The organism is Pseudalkalibacillus sp. A8 (genome assembly GCF_045920555.1).
Lineage (GTDB): Bacteria > Bacillota > Bacilli > Bacillales > Fictibacillaceae > Pseudalkalibacillus.
In genome coordinates this window covers 1,632,264-1,648,018 of the sequence record NZ_CP174509.1, presented here as the reverse complement: position 1 = coordinate 1,648,018, position 15,755 = coordinate 1,632,264, and the positions used below count along the sequence as shown (strand labels likewise).

Below are 15,755 nucleotides of genomic sequence, written 5' to 3'. Positions count from 1 at the left end.
CGAACCCCTACAGAACGCCCAAAATACGATTGATATGGAATATTTCATATACGGTGATGACCAAATTGGAAAGTGGATACCGAATGTGCTGGTGGAACGGGCGAAATCCGGTGTTCGGGTCCGTTTTGTAAGAGATGGTTTGGGTAGCCGGAAATTCCCCGGAGTCAAATCATGCGGATGATGGAGGCAGGGATTGAATGCCGGACGATCTTTCCTAGGCTTAGTTCGTTAAGTGTATTCTGTGTTTTTATATTTTTTACTATTTTTTCATCTGAATGATTTCGAGATTGTTGGGGACACTAAAACAAACTTCATAGAGAAAGGATTATTCAGCTATGATCTGGACAATTTTATGGATCGTCCTTATAATCTGGTTACTCGGATTCATCTTCAACATCGTAGGAGGAATCATTCATGTCCTGCTCGTTGTTGCCGCTGTCATATTGATTTATAAGTTTGTAAAAAAACGGGTATGACAAAGGGGCTGACCCATAAGTGTCAGACACTTATGGGTCAGCCCCTTTTATTAATAGTGTTGCCAAGCTTTTTCATATTGATCGATCAAGATAGGCCTAATCAACGTATTCGACTTAAGTTCGACCTTTTCGCCATCTTCATTTTCAATCGTACCGTCTTCGTCCTTACCGAATTTGGTCAAGGAAGGGACCAGTTCTGCTGACAAATACCTTGTCTCCACGTCAATATCAACATCTGTGATATCGATCGGTCCTCTTGATGCCAGCACAAATCCCCAATTTCCAAAGCTCGGTATATCAAGGTGTACATTTTCGGTATTCAAGCCCGTCTCCTCGAAAGTCCGGTCGATCGTCCAATAGACCTTTCTCGCGAATACCGGGCTTGTCGCCTGGGCCATGATCATGCCGCCTGGCTCCAGGTGATTACGTAATAACGAGTAGAATTCAAGCGTATACAGCTTGTTCAAAGATTCATTATTCGGATCAGGTAAATCGACAAGGATGACATCATAAAAGCTCTCTGTTTTCTCCATGAAATCAAAGGCATCTTCATGGAGAACCTTCACCTTCTCATTTTCAAACGCATTCTCATTCAACTCTCTGAGCAGTCGATTCTCTTTTGCAAGTTTGACCACCCTCGGGTCTAGATCAACAACGGTTATTCCCTCTATTTCCCCATACTTTTCCAACTCTCTTAATACCAGTCCGTCACCACCGCCAAGTACCAAGATGTTTTTCCGCTGGTCGGTTAGTGACATCGGGATATGGACTAGTGTTTCGTGATAACGGTGTTCATCAGAGGAACTGAACTGTAGCTGTCCATCCAAATAAAGCCTAAGATCCCCCTGTTCCTTGGTAAGGATGATATGTTGATATTTCGACTCCTCAGAATAGATGATTGGATCCTTATACAATTTTTGTTCAAAGGAAAGGGCCATCTCTTCCCCGAATAGGACGCCCCCGATAAGAAGGGCAAAAATGATCACTCCAACTGAAGCATAGGTTTTCAAACGGCGGATTTCTTTTCGAAACATACATAGCACCCAAAGCGCGACAAGCAGATTGATGATCGCCACAAGGAAAGCTGATTTCACCAGACCGAACTGTGGCCGGAATAGAAAAATGAAAAGTAATCCTCCGATCAAGCCTCCTGCATAATCGGAAAAAAGTACCCTTGCTGTACTCTTGTTGATCTGTACTCCTATTTCATTAGCTTTCCGGATCAGGATCGGCAATTCCAGGCCTGTGAGTGTACCTATCACGAGAATGGTCGTATATAAGAAGATTGCATCAGAGCCATCCCCTAAATAAGCCGTTACACCAAATAACAGGAAAGCCGAAAATCCACCGATCAAAGCCACTGCAAATTCAATGATTATAAAAGCCTGGATTAGCTTTTTCATCACTTTTTCACTTAAAAAGGAACCGATCCCCATCCCGGTCAGAAACAATGAAATCGTCAGGGTATACTGTTTTACTCCATCGCCAAGAATATAGGAACCCAAAGCTCCGAACAGAACCTCGAAAATGATCCCGCATATCGATACGATTCCTGATGCCCAGTAAATTCTATTGCTTTTCGTAATTCCATTCTCTGTCATGATTTCACCTTCATAAAACGTATATAAAAAAAGGGTGAGCCAAATGATTGGTTCTCCCCAAAAATTAGCGGTTTACGTAATGGAAGCTCCGACCACAAATGCCAGCCCGATCGAAACACAAATCGAAACAATCCCGACAGAGATGTTTCCATTTTTCAATTCCATTTCCACTGAAAACTTACGTGTCAGAAAATCAAACAAATAATACGCGACCAGTTGCAGAAGAACACCGTAACCGCCCCAGATCATTGTTGTCAAGATACTGTCATTCGTATAGATCGAAAACGCCAGGATGATACAGATACCGATGATTTTGCCGCCGATCGATAAGGCGACAGCAGGATTCCCTTTGTTGATTTCTTCCCAATCTTTGTATTTCGTCGTGACTAGCTCAAATATTATAAGTCCTATGACGACGATCGCAACAGCCGCAATAAAATACAGTAACGTTAAAATGAATGGACTCATGTTCTACCTCCCAAAAAGTTATTTACCTGTACCAGGACCTCCGCCGCGATTCCCTGATCCTCGGAAAGAGGAAGGGGTAGCAGGTCCTTTATAATTTCCACCAGTGCGATTATAGCCTCCATAACACTGTCCGCCACACCGCTGATCCTGTTTATATCTCCAATCATTCACACCGAAAATGCTATCCAATATGTAGTACGCGATAAACCCATTGAAAAAACCAGGTGTATAATTATCCCGGGCAAACTCCTCAGAAGCCACTTCTATTAAAGTGTTATCAGGATCCACTTCATCCGGTGTCAGCGTGACAAAATGGTCATCGTAGATCAATATCTGTTTATTGTCCTTTATTTCACTTGCGTCCTCAGGCTCCATTCCGTTTCTGATCGACTCAGATACCTCTGTGATGGATTCATCCTCCGCAATAAATATACGAGCAACATCATCTGCATTCGTACTGCTTTCGACCACATCCTCCAACGGATAGTTGTCAGATATGTAATTCAATATGCTTGCCGAACCACAACCAACTAAAAGGAGAAATATCGCCGCCATGGAGACGCCTATGACTATCCTTCTCATTGACACACCCCCATCAAAAAGGGAAAGAAGGCTATTCTTTCCCCAATTTTTTCTTCAACTCCGCAAGTTCATCATTTACACTGTTCTTCTTATTCATCGTTTCGAACTCATCATCCAGCGATTTATTCGAAGAGCGCAGGTCCTCACTCGTTTCAGCTTCAGCCTCATATTGAAGGACCTTTTCTTCCATGCGCTTGAATCCTTGCTGGGAACTGTCGCTGTCGATGTTCGACATGGTACGGTTGATCTTGGTCTTTGTCTTGGCAGACTCGGCTCTTGCTTTAAGTGAATCTTTTTTCAGGTTCATTTCATCATATTCTTTTTTCATTTCAGCTAATTTTTCCCGTAAAGCATCTGCATCCGTCTTTGCCTTTGTATGGGCAGCAAGTAATGTATCTGCCTGTTGATTATGGTTTTGCTTGTCGTCAAGGGCACGGCGGGCGAGATCTTCATTCCCTGCTTCCAAAGCCTGCACTGCTTGCTCCTGCCTTTTTTCCACCATACTTTTCGCATCTTCATACCTTTTATTGAGCATCTTTTCATTTGCGATCTGTTTAGCGACAGATGTTTCGGCTTCCCGGATATCTGCTGCCATTTCCCTCATATACTGGTCAAGCAGCTTTACCGGATCTTCGGCCTTGTCAAGTGCTGAGTTCAATTCTGAAGAAACCATCGTACGTACTCGTTTAAAGAAACTAAACATGCTATTCCTCCTGGTTTTTTTGTTTTGAAAATAACGTATGCTAGCTTGCGGCGATGATTTTTATTTCATAACTTTCGATTTCATAACCTGAACTTACCTCAATTTCACTGCCCCATATTTCAACTGAAAGAAAGTGATCCTCTGTCTGGTTTGAGAAATCGAAATATTTTACTTCCTGGCCGTTAACGTTCCTGCCTCGACCTTCTCCGCGGACAGAAGCAGTCCCCTTTTCCTCCAGATGGTATTCTGTTTGGTCCACCGTCACTTTATTCGGAATCGGCTCTGTCAATTTTACTTTTGACGACTTATAAATCGCAAGTTCAAGCTCATCATCCATTTCTGCACTCAACCAGATCGTGTCTTTTGCTCCAACCAGTTGGTATGCGTACCATTCATAACCCCGGTCATTATAGATCAACTTTCCACTCACCTGATAATCTTCCAAATCATAAGTGATGATATCATCGATTTGGATGTTGAAGACATTTCTTTCCTCAACCTTTTCGATTTCTTTTTCCTTCTTATTGAACAATCTTGAGAAAAAGCTCATAATTCCCCTCCGAAAAGACCAGAATCATTCCATTGCATTACATCTACATCAGTCACAACTATTCCTACGAAATCGTTTCAAAAAGGTTTCAACAATTCCCTAAAATTATTCCACCTTGCGCAAAGCTTCTTGTTCTTCTTCTTGGGTTACTTCTTTCCCTTTATTTTTCTTTTTCAAATGGCCGACTACAAGTAAGGTCGCTACTACCAGAATTTCGAACCCATATTTGATAAAGCTATTCTCGAAAAAGGTTTTTAAGAACGGCTCCCCGACGATCATTTTCGAGGCGGTCCATGCTAATACGGCAGATCCGATAGTGATGATGATCGGGAATCGGTCAACCCACATCAAAATGAGTCGGCTACCAAACATGATGATCGGTACGGAAATCAACAATCCTAATACAACTAAAAGAAAGTTGCCGTGAGAAGCTCCTGCGATCGCTAACACATTATCCAATCCCATAAGGGCATCGGCAATGATGATGGTCCGTATCGCAGCCCAGAAACCTCCTGCCGCTTCTACATCGTGGTCCTTATCATCAACTAAGAGTTTGTAAGCGATTATGACCAGCAATAATCCTCCGACTAACAGCAATCCTGGGATCTTGAGCAACCAGACAACGGCTAATGTAGCCACAATCCTTATCAGAATCGCCCCTAACGTCCCCCATACAATCACTTTCTTCTGCTGCTTTTCAGGTAAATTCCTTGCAGCAAGCCCTATCAGGATCGCGTTATCTCCTGCTAGTACCAGGTCAATGATGACAATAGCTAACAGTGCAGAGAAAAATTCAGCCCCGAACAATTCCATTCAAAACACTCCCTCTAATTTGATATGTAAAACAAAAATGGCCTCTACCATGGATTGGTAAAGGCCATCAAAAAAGACCTCTACCATAACAGGTAAAGGTCTTGCTAACAACGGAATCGTTGCCAACAAAGCCGAGAGTTCGTAAACTCTGGGATTGACGACTTTGCTGTAAAAGCTACTCCCCTTTAGGAGTTGAATTTTTATTTTATTACCTATAGGATACCCTTTAATACATTTGTTGTCAATATGCATTTGCGGAAATGGTCCGAGTTGAGAATCGAGCATCATTCCCTTCCGTTCACTTCAAATGCTGTGCGAATACCGGACTCGATTGCTCCTTCGATCCACCCATGGAACGATGACGTATGTTCACCAGCAAAGTGGATCCTGCCCTCAGGCCGCCGGATGACTTCAGCGAATTCCAACTCTTGTCTCGGCGTGAATAACGTGAAACAACCCGCAGAATATGGATTTTCACTCCAGTCGAACCAAACGGCTTGTAGAAATTCAGTGTAGACTACATTTCCATACACTTTCGCTAGATCTTTTAAAAGGGTACGGACGAGTTCATTGCCGGATAGACTGGTCCACAGTGTGGCATCATCCCCCCAACTGTAGCTCGCTAACAGAACTCCTGGTCCTCCAGAACCGATGTTATGACTTGGGATATAGGAAAAACGGGTCGGCAAATCGGATATCGCATTTCCCTGCCCGTATTTCTCCCAAAACCGATTTTTGAATTCGATCCCGATTTTTACGGCGGTTACGTTGATCAGCTCCCTTATCGCTTGCCATTTTTCAAAAGAAAGCGAATGATAAGGATGGACATCGATAAATTGAAAGACCGGGTAAGGCACCGTCGTGATGATATAATCCCCCTGGTATTCACTAATCTTCCCCGTTGAAGGATTTCTCGCCTGTACATGGACACCATTGTGGTTTTGCGTAATTTGTATGACTTTTTGATTATATCGGATGTTTTCTTGGAGTTGAGGTAAGAAGGATAACGGAAGAAGATCATTTCCGCCTTGGATCTCATAAAACTTCAGATCTTTACTGAAGATCGGGTAAACGATATCGATCAAAATATCAATGAAAGAAAATTCCGGAAAGCCCTCTATGCCAAGCATGACACTGATCATACGAATTGCAGGCACAGACAAGGATGGACCGAGAGGATTGAACTGAAGATACTCCCCCATCGAATAATCGGCATACTCTTCCTTTAAAGCTTCCTGTTCTTCCGGAGTACTTTTAGTATACAGGTCAATGAAGGGCTGGGTCGCTGCTAGAAATAATTCCGCTGCTGTCTTGCCTTTTTCTTCAGGTGCTACTGGAAATTGGAGGATGTCCGGGTTTTGTTCATACACTTTACGTGTCGTCAATACGTTGTTGACAAATATCAAATCCTGAGGCGTCGAATTGATGAATTCATTCAGAGGCAATTGGAATCGCTTGATATACTCAAATACCAAAGCGTGGTTCTCCGGAAGTCTCATCGCACCGACATCCAGATAGTTACCGGGGGTGAATGGTTGCCTTATAGTCAGGATCCTTCCACCGATCCGATTGTTTCCCTCGAGGATCGTCACTTGATGGCCTGCCTGTTTCAATAAGGATGCTGCGACCAAACCGGAGAGGCCCCCTCCAATGATCATGACGGATTTTGAGGTACCAGTCTTTTTCAAACCGTACCTGATAATGGAAAGCAAGTCATCAGGGTACTTCAAGGAAAAGAAATCCTCTTTTTTCAGCACAGCATACCCCCTCCTTCTTGCTATGAATATGCAAAGAAGGAATAGGAAATGACCGTACAACCGAACCCTATCTGGGTTCTTTTATGTAGCTCAAACTGCTTATCGATCAGAATCAAGCATCATTATACAAGCTTTGACTTCATCAGTCTCGCAATGTTCTGTTCATCCGTATTCGGGCTTTTCTCAAGTTCCTTTATGATAAGCTCCCGCCGTTCTACTGGATGGTTCTGACTCAATTTCGCTTTTGCTTCGATCTTGTTTATTTTGATTTTGAATCCTTGTATCCCTTTGGTCATCCCAGCGACATAACCGGCATCGATCTCCTCCAACTTATAGGGACTATCTGGAGCTTCATAGTTTTCGACCATATTTTGCAAGGATTTCATGACCTCTTGCTCATCGCCTAATAATTCAACTTCGCCGTATACATGTACCGATACATAATTCCAGGTAGGGACTGCCGTGTCCGTCTCGTACCAAGACGGTGATATGTAACAATGCGGACCATGAAATACAGCTAGAACCGTTTGATTCTCAATATCCTTCCATTGCTTATTCGGTCTGGCGAAATGGCCGTATAGATCTTTTTTATCTTCATCCAAAATCAGCGGCAGATGAGTAGCATATGGCATACTATCATGTTGGGAAAATAACGTTGCAAAGCTATTTTCTTTCATGATGTCAAAGGCGACTTCCATATTTTCAATTTTAAAATGTGAAGGAATATACATCATTTCCACTCCTTTTAGAAAATAGCAGACACAGAAGACCTTATTCTTTAAATAGCGCTCTTCCCAAAATTATAACGGACAACAGAGAACTTTCGATTTACTCATCCAAAGCTCCTCCTTTTATGAAAGCCATGTTGTTTTTTCTATATAGGAGGTACGTGATTTTTCCTTTAGCTTCTCTACTTCCCCTTGTGAAGGATACCCTAGGAAGACACTTCCGACGACCTTCTTGTCCTGAGGTAAACGAATAAACTGCCTTAAGCGTTCATCACGGACTAGTCCCACACCTCTTGTTCTCCAAACAAACCCTAATCCTAATTCCTCAGCAGCAAGCCACATGGAATGAATGGCACAGCATGTCGCATACTCATTATCAGTAGAGGCTTCCTCGTTCCCATCAACCATATCTGCTGCTACGATAATAATAACGGGTGTATTTTTCACAACCTGTATGGAGCTTTCCACTAAATTCGGCTTAGTTGGAAACCTCTGTATTAAGTAATCTAGCGCCAGCTCCTCGTATTGATTCTTCTTTTCACCTTGAATGACATAAAAATTCCATGGTTCTCTCATTCGATCATTTGGAGCTAGGGTTGCGGCATGTAGCAATTGTTCAATCTTCTCCCGTTCTATACTTGCAGATTGATAGTTTCTAATCGCTCTTCTACGTTGGAGTATATCCATAACAGACATGAACAGCACACCTTTCTATAATATCATTAACTGTCAATATTTCTAACAATAGCCCTATGGTAAAATAGCTTCTGCTTTCTCTTCATACCATTTTATTTTTTCTCGTAATCTAACAACTTCCCCAACCAATATAATTGCCGGATGTGTAATTCCAGATTGAAGGACAAAGTCTTGTATCGTAGAAAGGTCCCCTGTAACCGTTTTTTGTCGCTCGGTTGTTCCCCATTGAATAACTGCAACAGGGGTATTTGGACTTTTGCCATGTTGCATCAACTTTCTTATAATGTGAGGTAAATTGCCGACTCCCATATAAAAAGCGATCGTATCACTTCCTTGAGCTAGAGCTTGCCAGTTGATCCCGTCCATTCCTTTTTCCTTTTTTCCATGTCCTGTCACTACGGTAAAGGAAGTGGCATGATCCCGGTGCGTCACAGGTATTCCTGCATAGGCCGGTGCTGCAATTCCGGATGTAACACCCGGAATAATTTCAAAAGGTATATGGTGCTCAGTCAACACTTCAGCTTCTTCCCCAACTCGACCAAAAACACAAGGGTCTCCTCCCTTTAAACGTGTAACCGTTTTACCCTCTAAAGCCTTCTCTACTAATAGATCATGGATCTCCTCTTGAATCAGTGCATGTCTACCAGGTGACTTCCCGACAAATATCAGCTCTGCACCTTCTTTCGCAAACTTTAGCAAATCTTGATTAATTAAACGATCGTATGCAATGACATCTGCCTTTTTGATGCATTCCATTCCATATACTGTTATGAGCTTAATATCTCCAGGTCCTGCACCAACTAGATAAACCGTACCGGGTTCCATTTATTGCCCCCCCTCCTAGACATTAATGATTGTAATAGCTCTCTCTTACTGCTTATTTCTTGATGGTTCAACAAAGTCTTCATCCAAAAGAACTGAAAATCATGTAATGGTTATGAATCTTTCTGCGACCTTTCCGCCACCAATCACAACGACGTTCTTTCCTTCCACATTTAATTGAATAGGATAATAAGCCAGTTTTCTCTCCCATTGCTCCTTATTCCTTCGAGTCCTCCTACCTTGGATCATGAGGGAATGTACTTTCATCCATGCCGTTCTCCTTGCATTTCGCGATCCAATTGTGGACAAGCTCAGGACATGATGCAAAATGAAGATGCGTATAGCCTGCAATCAGATTTCCTATCAAGCAGCCCTCTTTTTTCATCCCACGCATTCCCTTGGTGGAATAGGCATGAAGACACTGCTCGTTAGATTGAAACGTTGAATAGTGAAACTCATGTCCTCTTGCTTGCAGTCCTTCAGGTAATAGGTAGTTATGGGGTTCACCTGCTATTTCCCGGTAACCAAGGGCTGCAAGCTTCGATTGCATCGTAATCTTACCCGGAATGATACCTGCCATGCTGTATTCACATTGATCTGTCGTTATAATAGACTCTGTTAAATACATATACCCTCCGCATTCTGCAAGCGTTGGCAAACCGTTTTCAACAGCCCTCTTTATTGATGTTTTCACTTTCACATTTCTGCTTAAAGCATGAACAAATTCTTCAGGGAAGCCTCCCCCAATATAAAGCCCATTTACATCACTTGGTATCACTTCACCCGCTAATGGCGAAAAATATACAAGCTCAGCACCGGATGCTTCCAGCAGTTCCAAATTTTCAGGATAATAAAAATTAAAGGCTGCATCCTTTGCAACAGCAATTCGTACAGAAGGGGCCACGTCTTTTCTATCAAAAAGTGAAGAAGCAGCTCCCTGCAACGGCTTTTTTTCTGAAAGCTGCAGCAGTTTATCTATGTCGACTGTTCTTTCTACGAGCTCTCCTAACTGTTGAAAAAAGGGCTCGAGCTCTCCTCGCTCTATAGAAGGAACCAAGCCTAAATGTCTTTCTGGGATTTCAATTTGATGGTCTCGCTGCAAATAGCCAATAACAGGTATGTTGCACTCCTGTTCAATGGCAGTTTTGACAAGTTTAAAATGTCCTTCACTGCCGACTTTGTTTGCAATTACGCCAACGATATCCAGACCATCTGTAAACATTTGAAACCCTTTTACAATGGCTGCTGCACTTCTTGCCATACTGGCACAATTGACAACTAATACAACGGGGCTTTCTGTTATCATACTGATTTCTGCCGTACTACCGGTATTCGCACTCGGATTCTTTCCATCAAAGAACCCCATTACCCCTTCAATGATAGAGATATGAGCTCCTTTACTGCTTCGAACATAGATGTCCCTGACCGTTTCTTCCGATAGCATCCAGCTATCCAGGTTTCGTGACGATCGACCAGTTACAGCTGTATGATAGGAAGGATCAATATAATCAGGACCGCATTTAAAGCCTTGAACCTCCAATCCACGGCTCCTTAATGCACTCATCAATCCTATTGTCATCGTTGTTTTCCCTACACCACTGCCTGTACCGGCAATGACCATTCTTCTTTCCATATCGTCACCCCAACTTCTGAAAAACTGCTTTTATCTACTCGGAATTACTGCAACAGAAATTGTTACATTCCCTGATTTCTTTTTAACAAGCTCTAATTCATGTGCCCTACTATATAAAAGGGCAGCTGGCTCACTTACTCCATATGCTCCTGTAAATTTATAAACGGTATCGGATGGCTGCTGCAGGGAAACCGCATTCAATTCTTCCGGTGTATAATAATGAAACTCCCATCCGTATTTTTGCACAATGTCCAGTAGGCCCTCTTCATCCTTTTTTAAATCAATCGTACATACTGCTTTTACACTCTTTAATGAGAAATTCAATTCATTTAGTGTCTTTATGATGACATCTTCAATTTCGCTGCTTCCAGTGTCTCGGTTACACCCAATGCCTAACACGATCACCTTTGGACGGTATAACACACCATTATCAAGAATCGCTTCTTCTTCTGGAAGCAAGTTTCGATGAGTGACGACCAGGGCGGCATGAGGTGCATGTGGCAGTGCCTGTTCAATGCTTGCGTAAATTTTAATATTGTCAGGTAAAGGACGGTCATACGTCCACCAGCCCTTTTCCCCAGATTCTTGAATAACAGCTATGTGCTCTTCATTCACAACGGATGCACTAACAGGTGTCAGTTTATCTGCTGACTCCCACACCCAGCCAAAGCGTTTACCAAACAAATCGACTGGAATGGTCTTTTGAACATCTGAGGCAGTTGTAATAACAGGCTTTGCGCCTAAAAGCTCCGCAATCTCTCTTGTAAGTTCATTGGCACCGCCTAAATGGCCTGATAACACACTGATTACATGCTCTCCCTTGTCATCGATTACGACAACGCCAGGGTCCGTTTTTTTATCCTTCAAAATCGGTGCAACCATTCGAACTACAGCACCTAAAGAAATAATCATAATGATCCCTTTATACGCCTGAAAGAGAGAAGGTAATAACAGACGAACACTCCCATCAAACATTTGGATTCCTTGTTTCTCTTCGTCTCCTTTTTGGAACTTGGACATGTAATACAAGTCTCCTGTTTGAAAGACGGAATGAAGCTTACGGGCCAGCTCCACGCCGTGCTTTGTAATGGCTACGATTGCATAGGACCCGTGCTGCTTGATTTCAATGTCCTTTCCTTCTTCTAAAAGAAGTGTCATGATGTCACTCCTTTTCGAAATCCGTGCGTAAATTCTTTATCGTAAAGCTTTGATCGATAATTCTTTTCGTGGATCTTTTCATCAAGAGCCCACCCAGCCAGAATCATGGCCTGTTTTCTGACGCCGTTTACTCTCATGTCTTCATCCAAGTGTTCAAGTGTGGAACGAACGATTTTTTGGTCTGGCCACGTTGCTTTATATACAACAGCTACAGGAGTTTCAGGACTCCACCCTGCATCTCTGAATTCTTTTACAACTTTTTTCGTTAAGGTTGCACTTAAAAAAAGAGCGATCGTGCAGTGATGCTTTGCTAAATCCTTCAACTTTTCCGCTTCCGGAACAGGCGTTCTTCCTTCTGCACGTGTAAGTATGACCGTTTGGGTCAAATCAGGAATCGTCAATTCTGTGCCAAGGACGGCAGCTGATGCAAACACAGAGCTGACACCTGGAATAATTTCAACCTCAATATCCTTTTCCTTCAATAGCACCATTTGCTCTAAAATCGCACCGTAAACGGCAGGATCACCTGTATGGACACGAACAACTTTTTTACCTTGCTGAACACGCTCTTCCATCGCATCTACCATTTCTTCTAAATGCATACCGGCTGTTTTTAAAATTTCAGCATCTGATTTCGCCTGACTGATCAGCTCTTCACTAACGAGAGAATCAGCGTATAGCACGACATCTGCTTCCTTTAGAAGATGCAAACCTCTTACTGTAATCAAGTCTGGTGCACCTGGTCCTGCTCCAATGATCGTCACCTTCATTATTTTCTCACCACCATTAATGTTAAATATTCTAATTCCGCACGATCCAACTCACGAACATCCCAGATGATTTCTTCCTTAGACGTAACCTTTGTTACGACAGATGCCTTATCAATCAAATCAAGATCACGAAGAACTTCCAGCATTAAATCAATGACTTTTGCTACTTTAATAAAAATAACGCAGTCATTTTCAACTAAAGCCTTTTTCATTGCATTGTAGTCATCTCGAGCTGGAACGATGGCCACATGGTCATCGCCTTCTGCTAAAGGTAGACCTAGTCTGGAAGCAGCACCATTTATAGAGGATATTCCAGGGACTGTACGAATCGCAACTTCAGGATGACGCTCCTTCATGAGTTTCATCATATGAATGAACGTACTGTATAAAAGGGGATCTCCTTCTGTTACGAACGCGACATCCTTCCCTTCTCGAAGCTTCTCCCACACAATCTCCACTGTGTTTGTCCATTCTCTCTCTAAAATGGACGGATCCTTTGTCATGGGGAACACTAATCCCAGCATATCTTTTTCATTTGGGTCCACATAAACATCGATAATTTGATGCGCATAACTTTTGTTTCCTTTGCGCTTTTTCGGATAAGCAATGACAGGCGATTCCTTTAGCATGCGAAATGCTTTAACGGTAATAAGCTCAGGGTCCCCAGGTCCAACACCTAATCCATATAATGTTCCTATCATTCAGTTTTCCGCCTTTCTTGTTGCAGTGATAATGTAAATAGGATTTAACGCATCAAATCTAGTTAACTGTAAGATTGGCTTACTTCTCGAAATTTGTGCCAGTGTAATGGACACATCAAAACCCCTTACTTTAAAAGCTTCCATCCCATTCGCCAAGGACTCGATAGTAACCGCATTTAATACAATTCTTCCTCCTGGCTTCAACCGGCTGCAGCAAACATCGAGTATATCCTTCATTCCCCCTGATGTACCGCCGATAAAGACAGCATCTGGATCTGGAAATTCATCTAAACCATGTGGAGCAAGACCGTGTCTGACCGTAAAATCGGTTCGGAACTTTTTCATATTTTCATAGCAATTCTCTAAATCATGCTCATTTTTTTCAATCGCATAAACGGCACCTTCACGAGCAAGTTTTGCTGCTTCAATTGCCATGGAGCCTGTACATGTGCCTATATCCCATACAATACTGTCTTTTTTTATGCTCATTTCACTTAAACTGAGGACACGGACCTCTTTTTTTGTAATAAGCCCTTTATCAGGCTTTCGTTGTGCAAAATGATCATCTGGTATTCCGATGGACCATTCTAAAGATGGTTTGACCTTTTTCAGGATTGCAACGTTAAGGGGTGAAAACGTGAGATCCTCCATCTCCTGAAGCTCATACCATTGATAGCACTCATTTTCACCGCCTAAATTCTCAGCAACAAACGCCTTATACTCATCCATCTGGAACGATCGCAAATACTTGGCTAGCTGTGAGGGACTGTTTTCCTCATCTGTTAAAACAGCAATCTTTGATAGGCCATCAATACGCTGAGCAAGTCCCATCATGCTTCTTCCATGAATACTTGTGAAGTAAGCATCCTGCCAGCTTTCTTTCATCCTTGCGAATGCTAGCTGAATGGAGCTTGAATAAGGATAGATTTCTACCTTCATTTTCTTAGACAAGTAGCCTCCGATTCCGTAAAAGAGAGGGTCACCAGAAGCTAGAACAACCACATGTCCCGTTTCTTCTTGAAGACGTTCAACAAGCGAGCTTAAGCCGCCTTTAATGACAATTTTTTCACCCGTATAATCCGGAAAGAAGGAAAGCTGTCGTTCTCCTCCTACTAACACTTCACTTTCATCAATCCATTTTTTATATAATGGGAGTAGGCTTTCCTTCCCTTGATCTCCTATTCCAATGACTTTTACATTACCCGTCATGTTTTTCCGCCTTTCCTAGCAGCAATCCCTTCATTGTATATAAACTCGTATCAATTGCCATGCCACCTTTTATTTCCTTTAATCCTTCTAAGCAACAAGATTCACAAAGACTGTCAAAAAATTGATGATAGCCGTGCTTATACATGAGCTCGCCTACTTGTGAGGCTGTATTTGCAGATCGAACCTGTTCGATCAAGTCATCGTCAGCCCCAGCAACATCCGCAATTCCAGCTAAAAAGCCAAAGTCAACAGGTGCACTTTTTGAATGGACCATCATGACACCTTGTGCAACCTTGGAAAATTTACCCATCATGCCAACCATCGATACACGTTCAATCCCTGAGCGCTTACATTGCTTTAATGTAAAACCTACAAAGTCTCCCATTTCAATGAATGCCTCCTCTGGAAGCGATGGATATTGCTTCAGAGCAAACTTTTCACTTCTTCCACCTGTTGTAATCACAACGTGATGACAGCCGCTGACTTTTGCTACGTTAATAGCTGACACTATGCTTGCTTTATAAGCAGAGGTTGAAAAAGGGACAACCGTCCCTCTTGTCCCTAAAATGGAGATGCCATCCACAATTCCAAGTCGACCGTTCAATGTTTTTTTGGCCATTGCTTCTCCTTCTGGAACGGAAATGACGATCTTTATACCCCTTGAAAGATGAAATTCATCGAGTACCTCTTGGGCCGTTTCTAAAATCATTTTTCGCGGAACAGGGTTGATGGCAGCTTCTCCGACCGGGACAGGAAGCCCTTCCTTTGTCACACGACCGACACCGATTCCACCATCTAAAAGAATCCCGGGTTCGTCAGTCCACGAAACCGTCGCCTGGATTAACGCTCCGTGTGTAGCATCCGGATCATCCCCAGCATCCTTGATTGTTCCAGCCAAAACAGAATCTCCTTCAATGGCACATTCCTCCATTTGAAACGTAACGAATGTGCCAATCGGCAAAAGGATGGTGGCTTCAAGCTGTTCTTCCTTTGTAATAAGAGCAGTTAAAGCCGCCTTTGTCGCCGCTGTCGCACACGACCCTGTTGTATAGCCTTGCCGTAACGTTTTTTCTGGTTTGGGTTTCATT

The 15,755-nt window shown here is 42.7% G+C and carries 19 protein-coding genes; 1 reads left to right on the top strand and 18 read right to left on the bottom strand.

Features of this window, described 5'->3' with window-relative positions; genetic code table 11:
* The first annotated feature begins 335 nt into the window (after positions 1 to 335).
* Positions 336 to 476 carry a lmo0937 family membrane protein gene (locus ACJROX_RS08535; RefSeq protein WP_408010325.1) on the top strand — a complete coding sequence of 47 codons (141 nt, stop codon included), beginning with the start codon at positions 336 to 338 and terminating at the stop codon, positions 474 to 476.
* 50 nt (positions 477 to 526) lie between these two features.
* Here ACJROX_RS08535 and ACJROX_RS08530 read toward each other — a convergent pair whose 3' ends face one another.
* The 18 genes from ACJROX_RS08530 to ACJROX_RS08445 form a co-directional block, all read right to left on the bottom strand.
* Positions 527 to 2,080, bottom strand: a complete 1,554-nt coding sequence (locus tag ACJROX_RS08530; RefSeq protein WP_408011611.1) for a polyamine aminopropyltransferase — start codon at positions 2,078 to 2,080, stop codon at positions 527 to 529.
* Positions 2,081 to 2,149: 69 nt separating this feature from the next.
* A complete protein-coding gene (locus ACJROX_RS08525) occupies positions 2,150 to 2,545 on the bottom strand; it encodes a DUF350 domain-containing protein (RefSeq protein ID WP_408010324.1) in 396 nt (131 codons plus the stop codon).
* An 18-nt stretch (positions 2,546 to 2,563) separates the two neighbouring features.
* Positions 2,564 to 3,127: a DUF4247 domain-containing protein gene (locus ACJROX_RS08520; protein ID WP_408010323.1), complete on the bottom strand. Its 564-nt coding sequence runs from the start codon at positions 3,125 to 3,127 to the stop codon at positions 2,564 to 2,566.
* 31 nt (positions 3,128 to 3,158) lie between these two features.
* On the bottom strand, positions 3,159 to 3,830 hold the full coding sequence (locus ACJROX_RS08515) for a PspA/IM30 family protein (protein WP_408010322.1): 672 nt from the start codon (positions 3,828 to 3,830) through the stop codon (positions 3,159 to 3,161).
* Positions 3,831 to 3,870: 40 nt separating this feature from the next.
* Positions 3,871 to 4,380 (bottom strand): DUF4178 domain-containing protein, encoded by a 510-nt coding sequence (locus ACJROX_RS08510; RefSeq protein ID WP_408010321.1) that lies wholly within the window; start codon positions 4,378 to 4,380, stop codon positions 3,871 to 3,873.
* 105 nt (positions 4,381 to 4,485) lie between these two features.
* A complete protein-coding gene (locus ACJROX_RS08505; RefSeq protein WP_408010320.1) occupies positions 4,486 to 5,193 on the bottom strand; it encodes a TerC family protein in 708 nt (235 codons plus the stop codon).
* Complete coding sequence (locus ACJROX_RS08500) at positions 5,194 to 5,445, bottom strand: hypothetical protein (protein ID WP_408010319.1); 252 nt, start codon at positions 5,443 to 5,445, stop codon at positions 5,194 to 5,196.
* Between the two features lie 32 nt (positions 5,446 to 5,477).
* Complete coding sequence (locus ACJROX_RS08495) at positions 5,478 to 6,950, bottom strand: flavin monoamine oxidase family protein (RefSeq protein ID WP_408010318.1); 1,473 nt, start codon at positions 6,948 to 6,950, stop codon at positions 5,478 to 5,480.
* 122 nt (positions 6,951 to 7,072) lie between these two features.
* Positions 7,073 to 7,681 (bottom strand): FMN-binding negative transcriptional regulator, encoded by a 609-nt coding sequence (locus ACJROX_RS08490; RefSeq protein WP_408010317.1) that lies wholly within the window; start codon positions 7,679 to 7,681, stop codon positions 7,073 to 7,075.
* A gap of 120 nt (positions 7,682 to 7,801) precedes the next feature.
* Positions 7,802 to 8,374: a nitroreductase gene (locus tag ACJROX_RS08485; protein ID WP_408010316.1), complete on the bottom strand. Its 573-nt coding sequence runs from the start codon at positions 8,372 to 8,374 to the stop codon at positions 7,802 to 7,804.
* Between the two features lie 54 nt (positions 8,375 to 8,428).
* Positions 8,429 to 9,199, bottom strand: a complete 771-nt coding sequence (gene cobA / locus ACJROX_RS08480) for a uroporphyrinogen-III C-methyltransferase (protein ID WP_408010315.1) — start codon at positions 9,197 to 9,199, stop codon at positions 8,429 to 8,431.
* Positions 9,200 to 9,298: 99 nt separating this feature from the next.
* Positions 9,299 to 9,463, bottom strand: coding sequence for a hypothetical protein (locus tag ACJROX_RS08475; RefSeq protein WP_408010314.1), 165 nt, complete (start codon positions 9,461 to 9,463; stop codon positions 9,299 to 9,301).
* Positions 9,432 to 10,829: a cobyrinate a,c-diamide synthase gene (locus ACJROX_RS08470; RefSeq protein ID WP_408010313.1), complete on the bottom strand. Its 1,398-nt coding sequence runs from the start codon at positions 10,827 to 10,829 to the stop codon at positions 9,432 to 9,434. Before ACJROX_RS08470 ends, ACJROX_RS08475 begins: the two co-directional genes overlap by 32 nt.
* Before the next feature lie 30 nt (positions 10,830 to 10,859).
* A complete protein-coding gene (locus tag ACJROX_RS08465; protein WP_408010312.1) occupies positions 10,860 to 11,987 on the bottom strand; it encodes a cobalt-precorrin 5A hydrolase in 1,128 nt (375 codons plus the stop codon).
* Entirely contained in the window at positions 11,984 to 12,757 is a 774-nt protein-coding gene (gene cobM / locus ACJROX_RS08460; RefSeq protein WP_408010310.1) for a precorrin-4 C(11)-methyltransferase, read from the bottom strand. The genes ACJROX_RS08465 and cobM overlap by 4 nt, the downstream gene beginning before the upstream one ends.
* Positions 12,757 to 13,458 (bottom strand): precorrin-2 C(20)-methyltransferase, encoded by a 702-nt coding sequence (gene cobI / locus ACJROX_RS08455; RefSeq protein WP_408010309.1) that lies wholly within the window; start codon positions 13,456 to 13,458, stop codon positions 12,757 to 12,759. The genes cobM and cobI overlap by 1 nt, the downstream gene beginning before the upstream one ends.
* Positions 13,459 to 14,667: a precorrin-6y C5,15-methyltransferase (decarboxylating) subunit CbiE gene (gene cbiE, locus ACJROX_RS08450; protein WP_408010308.1), complete on the bottom strand. Its 1,209-nt coding sequence runs from the start codon at positions 14,665 to 14,667 to the stop codon at positions 13,459 to 13,461. It lies immediately after the preceding gene.
* Complete coding sequence (locus tag ACJROX_RS08445; RefSeq protein WP_408010307.1) at positions 14,657 to 15,754, bottom strand: cobalt-precorrin-5B (C(1))-methyltransferase; 1,098 nt, start codon at positions 15,752 to 15,754, stop codon at positions 14,657 to 14,659. The genes cbiE and ACJROX_RS08445 overlap by 11 nt, the downstream gene beginning before the upstream one ends.
* Between the last annotated feature and the right edge of the window lies 1 nt (position 15,755).